Raw genomic sequence first — 12,548 nt, 5'->3', positions numbered from 1 at the left:
ATCGGGACCCGTCACGCCCCTTCGCGGGTTGCCCCGCGCGGCCTCGCCCCTAGGCATTCGCGGGTGCAAAGTGATCGCGTACTGACCGGCCTCGGCCTGCGCCTCGTCGCCATCCTCATGCTCTCGACGATGGGCGCGCTGATCAAGCTGGTCGAGATGCGCGGCGCACACCTCGCCGAGATCCTGCTGTTCCGTCAGCTGTTCGCCATTCCCTTCATCCTCGCCTGGATCGCCGCCGGCGCTGGACTCGCCTCCATCCGCACCGAACGCTTCGGGCTGCATCTCAACCGCACCGTGATCGGCCTGACCGGCATGGTGTTCAATTTCGGCGCGGTGCTCCTATTACCGCTGGCCGAGGCGACGACGCTCTCATTCACCGCACCGATCTTTGCGACGATCCTGGGCGCGCTGATTCTGCGGGAACCGACCGGCTGGCGGCGCTGGGGCGCGGTGCTGGCCGGGTTCGTCGGTGTGCTGATCGTGACCCAGCCGGGCGACGGCCACATTCCGCTGACCGGCGCGCTGGTGGGGCTGACCGCCGCCTTCTTCGTCGCGCTGATCGCAATCCAGCTGCGTCACATGGGCAAGACCGAAAGTCCCGCCACCACAGTCTTCTGGTTCTCGACCCTGTCGGTCCCCCCGCTCGCGATTGGCTATGTCTTTTTCGCGCAGATGCACGACTGGCAGACCTTCGCGATGCTGATCGGCATCGGCCTGGTCGGCGGCGCGGGACAGCTCGCGCTCACCGCGGCATTGCGCTTCGCCCCCGTCTCCGCAGTGGTGCCGATGGATTATTCCAGCCTGATCTGGTCGACGCTCTACGGCTATATTCTGTTCAGCGTGCTACCCGGCCTGTGGACCTGGGTCGGTGCGCCGATCATCGTCGCCAGCGGCCTCTACATCGCCTGGCGCGAGCAACGGCTCGGCCTCGCCCGCCGTACCAGTCCAGTCGAAGCGCCAGGCGAAGATGCCGATGCTGATGGGGAGCGTGGCGTAAAGGGTGGGCGCGAGCGGAGCTAGGCTCCGCACCATCGCCAGCGCAGTTGACGCCAGCCCGGTCAGCGCCAGGATCAACCAGATCCAGACCTGCCCGATCGCCTCGCGCCGCTCCTCCAGATCGATGTCCTGCCGCCGCAGCACGTCGCGAAACAGCAGCGCGGTGATCGCCGACATGGCGGTGAACCCCATGCCATAGACGGTGAACAGCCGCCCCAGACTCCCGCGAAACCCGGCAAGATCGCCCGCCAGAAACGCCGCGAACGACACCGACATCGCGCGCAGCGGCACGACATAGATCAGCACGGTGAAGATCAGCAGCAGCGTCAGCAGCAGCGACCGCCCGTCCCCTGCCCCGCGCAGCCGCCGCCACCGCACATGCGACCACCAGAACAGCGCCATGATCGCAAAACCGATGACGAAACTGGGGATCGCCGCGACCGCGCTTTCCAGCGTCCCGCCGTCTGCCGCCGATCCTCCGGCGCCGACCACCATCAGCGTGATCGCGAATGCGAACGCCGCATCGGTGAAATTGTCGATGCGTCCAGTCTCGCGTTCGGTCATCGGCGGTACACCAGCAGGATATTGTTCGCGGGCATCTCGACCAGCCGGTCGAACCGCAACCCGCGCGCCGCCGCCGCCCCGGTCACATCGGCAACGTCACGCAGCCCCCAGCACGGATCGCGTGCCCTGAGCGAGGCATCGAACGCTTCGTTCGACGGCGCAGTCGGCACATCGGCGCGGCGATAGGGTCCATAAAGGATCAACGGCCCGCCCACCGGCAACAACCGCGCCGCGCCGTCGAGCAACCCCAGCGTCGCCGCCCACGGGCTGATATGCACCATGTTGATGCACAGGATCGCATCCGCCGCACCGATTGGCCACTCCGGTGCTGCCGCATCGATCGCCAGCGGCGACGCGACATTGGCCAGCCCCGCGCACCATGAAGCGATCGACGCGCGCCCATCCGGGTCGGGATCGCTCGGCACGAAGCTCAGCGTCGGAAAGCGCCCGGCAAAGAACGCCGCATGCTCCCCGCTCCCGCTCGCCACCTCCAGCACACTGCCCGCGTCCGGCAGCAACTCCGCCAGCTCCGTCGCGATCGCCTCCCGGTTGCGCAGCGTCGCTGGCGCATGCTTGCGCACATCGCCGCGATCCTCGGCCACGATCCACGGCGTCGCATCGCTCATTGCGCGAACAGCTCCAGGAATTTGAGCGCCAGCGGACTCTTCTCCACCTCCGCCACCTGCACGCGGTTGCCCCAGTGTAACCCGTCGGTATTGCCCTGCAGCACCAGCGTCAGCTTCTTCTCCGGCACCTTGAGCAACAGCCCGGCATAGGCTTCGGGCCACCAGCCGCCATGCCACACCAGCCGCTGCCCCCGCCAACGCTGCGTCCACCAGCCATAGGCATAGCTTGCCTCGCGCCCGTCGGGATCGATCGCCGGGGTCCACATCTGGGTCAGCAAGCGGCGCGGCAGGATCCGTTCCTGATCGAGCGCGATCGAGTAAAGCGCCAGGCTGCGCGCGCTCGCGATGATCCCGCTCGATGCATTCATTTCGGGATTGGGCAGCGGCGTCGGTTGCAACCGGTCGGCCTCCACCTCGGGCGCGACGGTGCGGAATGGCGGCGCAAGGTTGACCAGCGCCAGCCCGCCCTCGGGATCACGCCAGCCGGCCGCGATATCCTTCAGCCCCGCCTTGTCGATCACGTACCGCCGCACCCATTGGTCGAACGGCTTGCCCGTCTTCTCCTCGACCCAGTTCGCCAGCCGCCCGAACACGATCGGATTGTACAGGAAATTGGTCCCCGGCTTGCCCAGCACGCGCATCTGCAGCACGTCGCGCAAGGTCAGCGTGGCCGAACAATCGATCTTCGGCGGCGTATATCCATCAGCGAGCGTCTTGCCGCCGCCGAACATGTTTCCGCTCTTCACCAGCCACGCACAGCGGTCCTTCCAGTCCGACAGCGTCGTGAACGGGTCGTCCAGGTCGATCACCCCGTCCGCATCCATCGCGATCAGCGTGGCGGCGGAAAAGGTCTTGGTGATCGACGCGACGAGGTAGCTGGTATCGGCGGTGGTCGGCTCCTCGGCATCGTGGTCCTGCCAGCCGACGCCCTCCGCCGCGATAATCCTGTCGCCCTTCGCGATCGCCCAGGACAGGCTGAGCACATGATGCTCGGCGCGATACGCCTTCACCGCCGCGGTAAATTCGGCGATCTTGGCCGCATCGTCCCGCGGTGCGGGCTGCGCCTGCGCCAGGACGGGCAGGCTCAACGCCGCCAGCGCAAGAAGCACGTTGCGAATCATCGGGTTTCTCCCTCGAAACCCGACGCTAATCCCCTGAGGCTCCGCGTCAAAGCGGAGAGGTCAGCGCGGCGCGCAGGCCGAACGGTCGCCGGCCTTGCACCGCGCGACCTTTGCCTCCCATTCGGCGCGCACCCGGGCAGCCTCCGCCTCGCGCCGCGCCACATCCGCGCGCCACGCCGCCATCCGCGCCTCATGCTCGGCCTTTTGCCGGGCGACATAGAGGTCGTAATCGGCCTTGCGGTCGAGATTGGTCTTGGCGACGCGATCCGCCTCGGCCTGATCGCGCTGCTTCTGCTGGTCGTACATCCGCTGCGCCGCGATCCGGTCGGCGTCGGCTTCCTCGCGCGAGATGCGCGGATCATGGGTTTGTGCGGTGACCGGCGCGGCGATGGCCAGCGCGAGCAGCAGTGCAAAGGATCGCATCGATCGTCTCCCCCAGCGGCACGGGTCGCACCCGCCCCTATTGCACCAAGGCTATCGCGAAACCCCGCCCCGCGAAACTGACGAAATCGGTTCAGCGCCGCTGCGGGGCATAGCGGATGCGCGCCACCCCCTCCGCCTCGACCGGCATGAACAGCCCCTGCCCGGTCGCGCGGATCGTGCCGTTGGTGACGCGGCGGATCTGCGCCGACAGCAGGAAATCGCCCTCGCGCCGCTCAGCCACCGCGCGCCGCGCCGCCGCCAGCACGCGCGCATAATCCTTCGCGAAATCATGGCTCAGCGCGTCGCGGATCGTCGCCAGCACCTGCGCGTCGGCGAACAAAGGCACCAGCAGATTGACCGCACGGCTATCCGTCCCGGTCGCGATGCTGAGGTCGCGGACCTTCACCAGCTGCGACCCCGGGTCGTTGTACGGCGTCCCCCACAACCACACCACGCCATGCGCCGCGCCGAACGGCGTGTTGCGCGCATCCGCCTGCGCCGTCACCCCCACCGCCAGCCGACCGCCATCGGTGGCATAGACCGTCACCTTGCCGAACTTGGCGTCGATCGGCCCGATCCCCTCAAGCTCACGCCCTTGCGCGCCAGCTTGGTCAGCGCGCGCTCGACCACCGGCTCCAGCTGCGCATAATCGGCGAGCACCGGGATGAAGAAGCGCAGCCCCCGGTCGCCGATCCGCCCCGCACCGGCGGGCAGCGCCGTCGCGGCGGGATCGCTCGGCCGGTCGCCGATAAACGTCTCGGTCAGCGCCTCCGCCGCCAGCGTCAGCTCCAGCGTGCGTCCCTGCACGCGATACCCGCCAAAGCCCATCCGCTGCGGCGTGACCCGCATCCACGCCGGCGGCTTGTCGCGGTTGAGCTCGATCGACGTAAAGCCCTGCCGCCACAGCGCGTCCAGTTCGCTGCGCAGGTGCAACCGCGACAGGATGCCGGGCAGCTGCCGCTCCAGCCCCGCGATCACCGGGGCCAGCTTCGCATCGGCCTTGTCGGTAAAGCGGATGCGGCGCCCCAGCACGTCGATCCCGGGCGCCTTGGTCCAGCCATAATCGATCTCGACCCGCGCGGTCGGCGACCAGTCGCGCTTGAGGTCGAGCCGCACCCGCGCGCGCACATCCGCCGCGCCGGTCGCGGTCTCCTGACGGATCACCCCGCCCAGGTCGCGCACCTGCACCGTGGCGCGCACCGGCATGTGCAGCATCAGCGTCTCGCCGCTCCCGCTCAGCCGGATCGGCCCGCGCCGCGCATTGCCGACGATGCGGCACGCAATGTCGGGGGTAACCTTGGTCCGCTGCAGCCCGAACTTGCACCCGACCTTGCGGCACTTGCCATTGACGCATTCGCGCTTGGGCACCGGGCAGATCGTCACCCGCTGGCCGGGAATGCACCTCGCCTCGCGCTGGTCGATCTGCCACAGCGTCGCCGGGACGGCGCGGTTCAGCTCCGCCTCGATCAGGTCGAGGCTGGTGGTCATCGGCACGACGATCGTCGATGCGTGCGACGGCAGCTCGGCTGCAGCGGTCAGCTGCGGCGGCGCGGGGTTGACCATCGGCGCGGTGCGGTCGCCGAGGAACCACCACAATGCCCCGCCCGCAGCGGCCAGCAACAGGACGAGCGCGGCGACCGCCCCTGCCAGCCGCCATCGCCGTCCTGTCGCCATTGTGCCTCGCTATTCGGCCGCCTGTGCAGCCCCCGATACTTGGGCCGGTTCCTTCCATACCAGCACCGGCTTGCGCGCGGCCAGCGTCTCGTCGAGGCGACGGCGCGGCGCGAAGTGCGGCGCGGTCTTGAGCGCTGCGTCGCCCGCCTTGGCGCGCTGTGCGACCGACCGGAACGCACCGATAAACTGGTCCAGCGCCGCCTTGCTCTCGGTCTCGGTCGGCTCGACCAGCATCGCGCCATGCACGACCAGCGGGAAATAGACCGTCATCGGGTGGAAGCCCTCGTCGATCAGTCCCTTGGCGATGTCGAGCGTCGAGAACCCTTCGGCCAGCCCACGGTCGCTGAAGATCGCCTCATGCATGCACGGCCCGCTATTCGCGAAGGGCGCGTCGAGCACGTCCTCCAGACTGCGCAGGACATAGTTGGCGTTGAGGACGCTGTCCTCAGCCACTTGGCGAAGTCCGTCCGCGCCGTGCGACAGGATATAGGTCAGCGCGCGCGTGAACATGCCCATCTGGCCGTGGAACGAGACCATGCGGCCAAAGCTGGAGCCGTGATGCTCACCCGCGGTTTCCTCTTCGACCAGCACGAAGCGGCCATCCTGCTGCTCGACGAACGGCAGCGGTGCGAAGGGCGCCAGCGCTTCCGACAGCACCACCGGCCCCGAACCCGGGCCACCGCCGCCATGCGGGGTGGAAAAGGTCTTGTGCAGGTTGATGTGCATCGCATCGACGCCAAGGTCGCCGGGGCGCACCTTGCCGACGATCGCGTTGAAGTTTGCGCCGTCGCAATAGACGTACCCGCCGGCGGCATGGACCGCGTCGCTGATTGTCTTGAGATCGCGCTCGAACAGGCCGCAGGTATTGGGGTTGGTGATCATCACCCCCGCCACGTCCGGCCCCAGCCGCGCTGTGAGCGCCGCGACATCGACGCGCCCGTCCGGAGTCGCCGGAATATCCTCGACCGTGAAGCCCGCGAACGCCGCCGTCGCCGGGTTGGTGCCGTGCGCGCTTTCGGGGACCAGCACCACGCGGCGATCCTCGCCCCGTGCTTCCAGCGCTGCCTTGATCGCCAGGATGCCGCACAGCTCGCCATGCGCGCCCGCCTTGGGCGACATCGCCACGGCCTTCATCCCGGTCAGCGTGACCAGCCAGTGCGCCAGCTGATCGATAACCTCCAGCGCGCCCTGCACCGTATCGACCGGCTGAAGCGGGTGGATGTCGGCAAAGCCCGGCAGCCGCGCCATCCGCTCGTTGAGGCGCGGATTATGCTTCATCGTGCAACTGCCCAGCGGGAAGAAGCCGAGGTCGATCCCGTAATTCTGGCGCGACAGGCGGGTGTAATGACGCACCGCCTCCGGTTCGCTCAGGCCGGGGAGACCGATATCCTTGTTGCGATTCAAACCGCCAAGGCGATCCTGATAAGCACCGCGTCCTGCTTCAAAATCAAAATCGACACCCGTGGTGCTGAGCGAACCGATCTCGAAGATCAGCGGTTCATCAAGCATCAGGGCGCGGTTGCCGGTAAAGGTGGCGGCCGCCTCGCCCTCGACTGCGTTCATTTCGGGGCGCCAGCCAGACTGGTTGATCGTGCTCATGCCAGCACCTCCTCAAGCGCGGCGGCAAGCGTCTCGACGTCCTCCGCCGTGGTGGTTTCGGTGACCGCGACAACGAGGCCGTTGGCCAGCGCGTCCTCACCCGGATACAGGCGGCCCAGCGAGACGCCGGCAAGGATGCCCTTGTCGGCAAGTTCGCGCACGACCGGGCGGGCTTCCTTGCTCAGCTCCAGCGTGAACTCATTAAAGAATGTCGGCGTCACCAACTCGACCCCCGGCACCTTGGCCAAGCGATCAGCGGCCGTCGTTGCGCCGACATGGTTCACGGTTGCGAGATTGCGCAGCCCTGCCTCGCCCAGCAGAGTCATGTGGATCGACCATGCAAGCGCGCACAACACGGACGAAGTGCAGATGTTCGACGTCGCCTTCTCGCGCCGGATATGCTGCTCGCGGGTCGACAGCGTCAGCACGAAGCCGCGCTTGCCCTCGGCATCCACCGTCTCACCGGTCAGCCGCCCCGGCATCTGGCGGACGTACTTTTCCTTGCAGCCGAACAGGCCGACATAGGGGCCGCCGAACTGCAACCCGACGCCGATCGACTGGCCCTCGCCGACGACGATGTCCGCGCCCATTTCGCCCGGCGACTTGATCGCGCCCAGCGCCACCGGCTCGGTCACCACCGCAACCAGCAGCGCCTTCTTCGCCTGGCACGCCGCGGCAAGGTCGGACAGGTCGGAAATGCGACCGAGAATGTCGGGATATTGCACCACGACGCACGAGGTGTCGTCGTCGATCAGGTCGATCAGCTTCGCCGTATCCGGCTCGGCGGTCAGCTCGGGCGTCGCGGTGACCAGCGTGTCGCCGGTGTACTTGGCCATGGTGTTGGCGACCGAAACATAATGCGGGTGCAGCCCGCCCGACAGGATCGCCTTGGCGCGCTTGGTGATGCGCCGCGCCATGCCGATCGCCTCCCAGCACGCGGTCGATCCGTCATACATCGACGCATTGGCGACATCGGTGCCCAGCAAGCGCGCGACCTGGGTCTGGAACTCGAACATCACCTGCAGCGTGCCCTGCGCGATCTCGGGCTGATAGGGCGTATAGGCGGTCAGGAACTCGCCGCGCTGGATGATGTGATCGACGCTCGCCGGCACATGGTGGCGATACGCCCCGCACCCGATGAAGAAGGGCGCCGCCCCCGCCGACAGGTTCTTGCCCGCCAGCTTCGACATGTGCCGCTCGACCGCCAGCTCGCTGGCATGCATCGGCAGCCCCGCGACCGGCCCGGTCAGCCGCGCGCTTTCGGGGACATCGGCGAACAGATCGTCGATCGTCGCGGCATTGACCGCGGCGAGCATCGCCTGCCGGTCGGACGGGGTAAGGGGAAGGTAGCGCATTCCAGACAGTCTCCCCCTCCCTGCAAGGGAGGGGCCGGGGTGGGTCAGCGGCGGCGGAGGCTCGATGCCTCCGGCGGCGCTTTCGGGATGCGGTGACGGGGCTCGCTGCGCTCGCCACCCACCCCCATCCCCTCCCTTGCAGGGAGGGGAGCTAGAAGATCACAGCTTGCTCACGAACTCCGCATAGGCGCTCTCGTTCATCAACCCATCAAGCTCGCTCGTGTCGCTCAGCGTCATCTTGAAGAACCAGCCATCGCCCTCGGGGTCTTCGTTCACCAGCGCGGGATTGTCCTCCAGCGCCGGGTTCCCCTCGATCACCGTGCCGCTGACCGGCGCATAGACGTCGCTCGCCGCCTTGACGCTTTCGACCACCGCGGCGTCGTCGCCCTTGCTGACGGTCTTGCCCTCTTCGGGCACCTCGACGAACACGATGTCGCCCAGCTGGCTCTGCGCATATTCGGAGATGCCGACGGTCGCGATCTCGCCGTCGAGTTCGATCCACTCATGATCTTCGGTGAAGTAACGGCTCATTTCATGCCTCCCTGACGGACATAGCGGTGGGGGACGAAGGGCATCTGCGCCACTTCGCCATGATGGATCTTGCCGCGCTGGCTCAGCGTCACGCGCGTGCCGATTGCGGCCATCGCGGTCGGCACATAGGCCATCGCGATCGGCTTCTGGACGGTCGGGGCGAAACCGCCGCTGGTGACGCGGCCGACTTCGTTGCCGGCATCGTCCAGCACCAACGCGCCCTCGCGCACCGGCTGGCGCCCCTCGACGATCAGGCCGACGCGGCGCTGGATCGGGCCGTTCTCGCGCTCCATCAGGATGCGCTCGGCACCCGGGAAGTTCGCCTCCTCGCGCCGCCGCTTGCTCGCCACCGCAAAGTTCAGCGCCGCCATGATCGGCGTCGTCTCGGGATCGAGGTCGTGGCCATAGAGCGGCAGGTCGGCCTCGAGCCGCAGCGAATCGCGCGCACCCAGCCCGATCGGCTTCACCTCGGGCTCGCCGCACAGCAGGTCGGCGACCTTCGCGGCATCCTCTGCAGGGATCGAAATCTCGAACCCGTCCTCGCCGGTATAGCCCGAACGGCTGATATAGGCGGGCACTCCCGCAATCTCGAACTTGCCGCCCTTCATGAACACCAGCGCATCGAGCGGATACTCGCCCGTCACATGGCGGTTCAGCGCGTCGAACGCCTTGGGACCCTGCAGCGCCAGCAGCGCATGCTCGTCCATATGGTTGATCTCGATATCGTCGGGCAGATGCTCGCGCAGATGGGCGATGTCGTCCCATTTGCACGCGCCGTTGACGACCATGTAGATGCCACCCGGCCAGCGGCTGAACATCAGGTCATCGAGAATCCCGCCATTCTCGGCCAGCAGCAGCGAATATTTCTGCTGCCCCACCGCGACGCCCGCGACATCGGCGGGGATCAGCTTCTCCAGCTCGGCGTCGAGATTCTCGCCCGACAGGAACAGCTGCCCCATATGCGACACATCGAACAGCCCGGCCGATTCGCGCACCCACAGATGCTCGGCCATGATGCCCTCATACTGGACCGGCATCTCATAGCCCGCGAACGGCACCATCCGCCCGCCGCGCGCACGATGCCACGCATCGAGCGGAAGCAGCATCAGCTCTTCGACGAATTCGGGCTCGCCCGCTACGGTATCAGGGGTATCGGTCACGCGCGTGCTCCAGAATTGACGACGGAATGCCGCACAGCGCGGCCATTCATCCGTCGCCCCCTCTGTCACGGGAACCTGAGAGCTTTGATCCCGGAGCACATCCGGGACTTACCCCTTCGGTGGCTCACCCCTGACGGAGCGAGCGCTTTCCAGAGTGTCGTGGCCCGCGCGGTCCCTGGTGCCTGAGAGATTCCGGGGCGGTTGCTCCTTCGGCGTTCCGGACCCGAAGACCCGAAAACTCTCCCGCGCGCGCCTTCACCGGTTGCCCGATGTCGACGCAGCCGGAATGCTGCGCCGCACCGTTCGAGTCAATCGCGAAGTTGGGGATTCGGTCGGATGCAGATCCGGCACCTGCCTTCAATCCTCCCCCGCCAGGGGGAGGTGGCACGCGCAGCGTGACGGAGGGGAGGAAGGGGTTCGGTCTGAACCGAAAGGACGCAGCCGTCCTCCCCCTCCGTCGCCTTTGGCGACACCTCCCCCTGGCGGGGGAGGATTGGCTTGAATCGCCGAACTAACGCGTCGCGTTATACTTCAGCTGGGCGTCGGTGAGCTGGAACCCCACCAGCGCCTCGAACGTCGCGCGCAGCACCGCCTGCCGCACTTCGGGGCGGGCCAGCGGGTCCATCGCTGCGGTTTCGTCGCCCGCCTTGCGCTTCGCCAGGATCTGGCGGCGGATATCCTCGGGCAAGGTCGCGGCGGCGCGCGACACGTAGGCGTTGGCCGTACCGCTCGTCTGCGCACGCGCCTGCCCCGGCTCGAACCGCAGCGTCACCTGCGCGACCCGCTTCGAAACTACCGAGGTGCCGCCCTGAACCACCGTCACGAAATAGGGGAGCGTCACCTCGCGCGCGCCGTCGGTCGAACGGCGGCTGCCCAGCACCTCGAACGCGATGTCGCTGCGGATCATTTCGCCGCTGTCGTCGCAAGTCGAGGTGACGTTGGTCATCACCGCAGTGACGTCGATTGCCGACGCATCCGTGCTGCCAGCGGGATTGAACAGGGTAACGTCGCCCGTCCCCGCCGGGACGCCGACGCGCGGACAGGCCGAACGGACCGCAGTGATGCCGCCCTCGGCAATGTCTCCCTCACGGGAGCAGGCACCCAGCGCCAACGGGATCGCAGCGGCAAGAGCGAGTTTGCGGAGTTTCAACTGGGGCACCTTTCCCGAACAAGACATGCCTGGCCCCGCCACTACTGGCGGACCCGGCCCGGCGGCGCGCACCATAGGCAGCGCGTCGGCTTCCCGCAACGCCCATCCCGCGCCTTTCACAGCAGCCCGTGATCGCGTAAGGCGAGCGCGATGACCGACACCCAGAAGCCCGTCCTCGAACTCCTCATCGCCGCGCCGCGCGGATTTTGCGCCGGGGTGGACCGCGCGATTCAGATCGTCGAGCGCGCGATCGAACTCCACGGCGCGCCGGTCTATGTCCGGCACGAGATCGTCCACAACAAGTACGTCGTCGATACACTGAAGGCGAAGGGCGCGATCTTCGTCGACGAACTCGATCAGGTCCCCGACGGCGTCCATGTCGTCTTCTCCGCGCACGGCGTCCCCAAATCGGTGCCCGCCGCCGCGCAGGATCGCGGGCTTTCCTATCTCGATGCGACCTGCCCGCTCGTATCCAAGGTGCATCGCCAGGCCGAGCGACTGGTCGCGGCGGGGCGGCAAATCCTGTTCATCGGCCATGCCGGGCATCCCGAGGTGATCGGCACCTTCGGTCAGGTGCCCGAAGGCGCGATGACGCTGATCGAGACCGAAGCGGACGCCGAAGCGGTGGCGCCGACCGATCCCGAAAACCTCGCCTTCCTGACCCAGACCACACTTTCGGTCGACGATACGGCGGCAATCCTGGGCATTCTCCAGCGGCGCTTCCCCAATATCGTCGCGCCCAAGGCAGACGATATTTGCTACGCAACCTCCAACCGGCAGGCGGCGGTGCGCGCGATCGCGAGCTCGTGCGACCTGGTCCTCGTGATCGGCGCGCCCAATTCGTCCAACTCGCTGCGCCTTGCCGAACTGGCCGAGCGTGAGGGCACGACGTCGAAGCTGATCCAGCGCGCCGAGGATCTCGATTTCGACTGGCTCCACGGCGTCGGCACGCTTGGCATCACTGCTGGCGCATCGGCTCCCGAAGTGCTGGTGCGGGAAGTGATCGACCATATCGCCACCCGCTACGACATCACCGAACGCCAGGTCGAAACCGCACAGGAAACGATCACCTTCAAACTGCCCAAGGGGCTCGAGGCGGCGTAGCCAACATTCCTCCCCCAGCTCGCTGGGGGAGGGGACCGCCGCCGAAGGCGGTGGTGGAGGGGCGGCTGCGCAGACAGCCGTAAACAGCTCGGCAAAATCCCGCCCTCTACGAGGGCGGCCCTCCGTCAGCGCTTCGCGCTGCCACCTCCCCACCAATCTGGGGGAGGAATGGCTTGGACCACATTCCAGCGCCAAATCCGCCTTGCCCCGGTTCCGCCCAGCATTTACCCGCGACCCTCGAACAC

At 67.3% G+C, this 12,548-nt stretch carries 12 protein-coding genes, 1 pseudogene and 1 riboswitch; of the genes and pseudogenes, 2 read left to right on the top strand and 11 right to left on the bottom strand.

The window, feature by feature from the left end; genetic code table 11:
• Positions 1-63: 63 nt before the first annotated feature.
• Entirely contained in the window at positions 64-1,020 is a 957-nt protein-coding gene (locus tag LRS12_RS13330) for a DMT family transporter (protein ID WP_257844958.1), read from the top strand.
• 288 nt (positions 1,021-1,308) lie between these two features.
• On the opposite strand, the pseudogene LRS12_RS13325 reads toward LRS12_RS13330, so the two are convergent.
• The 11 genes and pseudogenes from LRS12_RS13325 to LRS12_RS13275 form a co-directional block, all read right to left on the bottom strand.
• Positions 1,309-1,560, bottom strand: a pseudogene (locus LRS12_RS13325) (TMEM175 family protein); the annotation flags it as partial.
• A complete protein-coding gene (locus LRS12_RS13320) occupies positions 1,557-2,186 on the bottom strand; it encodes a class I SAM-dependent methyltransferase (RefSeq protein WP_257844957.1) in 630 nt (209 codons plus the stop codon). The pseudogene LRS12_RS13325 and the gene LRS12_RS13320, both read right to left, overlap by 4 nt.
• Entirely contained in the window at positions 2,183-3,307 is a 1,125-nt protein-coding gene (locus tag LRS12_RS13315) for a serine hydrolase (RefSeq protein WP_257844956.1), read from the bottom strand. The genes LRS12_RS13320 and LRS12_RS13315 overlap by 4 nt, the downstream gene beginning before the upstream one ends.
• 60 nt (positions 3,308-3,367) lie before the next feature.
• On the bottom strand, positions 3,368-3,730 hold the full coding sequence (locus LRS12_RS13310) for a hypothetical protein (RefSeq protein ID WP_257844955.1): 363 nt from the start codon (positions 3,728-3,730) through the stop codon (positions 3,368-3,370).
• Positions 3,731-3,821: 91 nt separating this feature from the next.
• Positions 3,822-4,277 (bottom strand): DUF4403 family protein, encoded by a 456-nt coding sequence (locus tag LRS12_RS13305; protein ID WP_257844954.1) that lies wholly within the window; start codon positions 4,275-4,277, stop codon positions 3,822-3,824.
• The gene (locus tag LRS12_RS13300) at positions 4,274-5,404 is read right to left on the bottom strand and encodes a DUF4403 family protein (protein WP_257844953.1); all 1,131 of its coding nucleotides are present in this window, start codon (positions 5,402-5,404) and stop codon (positions 4,274-4,276) included. The genes LRS12_RS13305 and LRS12_RS13300 overlap by 4 nt, the downstream gene beginning before the upstream one ends.
• Before the next feature lie 9 nt (positions 5,405-5,413).
• Positions 5,414-7,003 carry an aminomethyl-transferring glycine dehydrogenase subunit GcvPB gene (gene gcvPB / locus LRS12_RS13295; RefSeq protein WP_257844952.1) on the bottom strand — a complete coding sequence of 530 codons (1,590 nt, stop codon included), beginning with the start codon at positions 7,001-7,003 and terminating at the stop codon, positions 5,414-5,416.
• On the bottom strand, positions 7,000-8,358 hold the full coding sequence (gene gcvPA / locus LRS12_RS13290) for an aminomethyl-transferring glycine dehydrogenase subunit GcvPA (RefSeq protein ID WP_257844951.1): 1,359 nt from the start codon (positions 8,356-8,358) through the stop codon (positions 7,000-7,002). Before gcvPA ends, gcvPB begins: the two co-directional genes overlap by 4 nt.
• Before the next feature lie 159 nt (positions 8,359-8,517).
• On the bottom strand, positions 8,518-8,889 hold the full coding sequence (gcvH, locus tag LRS12_RS13285) for a glycine cleavage system protein GcvH (protein WP_257844950.1): 372 nt from the start codon (positions 8,887-8,889) through the stop codon (positions 8,518-8,520).
• Entirely contained in the window at positions 8,886-9,995 is a 1,110-nt protein-coding gene (gene gcvT / locus LRS12_RS13280) for a glycine cleavage system aminomethyltransferase GcvT (RefSeq protein WP_257845510.1), read from the bottom strand. The genes gcvH and gcvT overlap by 4 nt, the downstream gene beginning before the upstream one ends.
• A 213-nt stretch (positions 9,996-10,208) precedes the next feature.
• Positions 10,209-10,305: riboswitch (glycine riboswitch) on the bottom strand.
• A gap of 255 nt (positions 10,306-10,560) precedes the next feature.
• Positions 10,561-11,226, bottom strand: a complete 666-nt coding sequence (locus tag LRS12_RS13275) for a hypothetical protein (protein WP_257844949.1) — start codon at positions 11,224-11,226, stop codon at positions 10,561-10,563.
• 123 nt (positions 11,227-11,349) lie between these two features.
• On the opposite strand from LRS12_RS13275, the gene ispH reads away from it, so the two are divergent.
• Positions 11,350-12,303, top strand: coding sequence for a 4-hydroxy-3-methylbut-2-enyl diphosphate reductase (gene ispH, locus LRS12_RS13270; protein WP_257844948.1), 954 nt, complete (start codon positions 11,350-11,352; stop codon positions 12,301-12,303).
• Positions 12,304-12,548 lie beyond the last annotated feature (245 nt).

Source organism: Sphingomonas sp. J344 (genome assembly GCF_024700005.1).
Classification (GTDB): domain Bacteria; phylum Pseudomonadota; class Alphaproteobacteria; order Sphingomonadales; family Sphingomonadaceae; genus Sphingomonas.
This window is presented reverse-complemented; position numbering and strand designations above follow the sequence as displayed.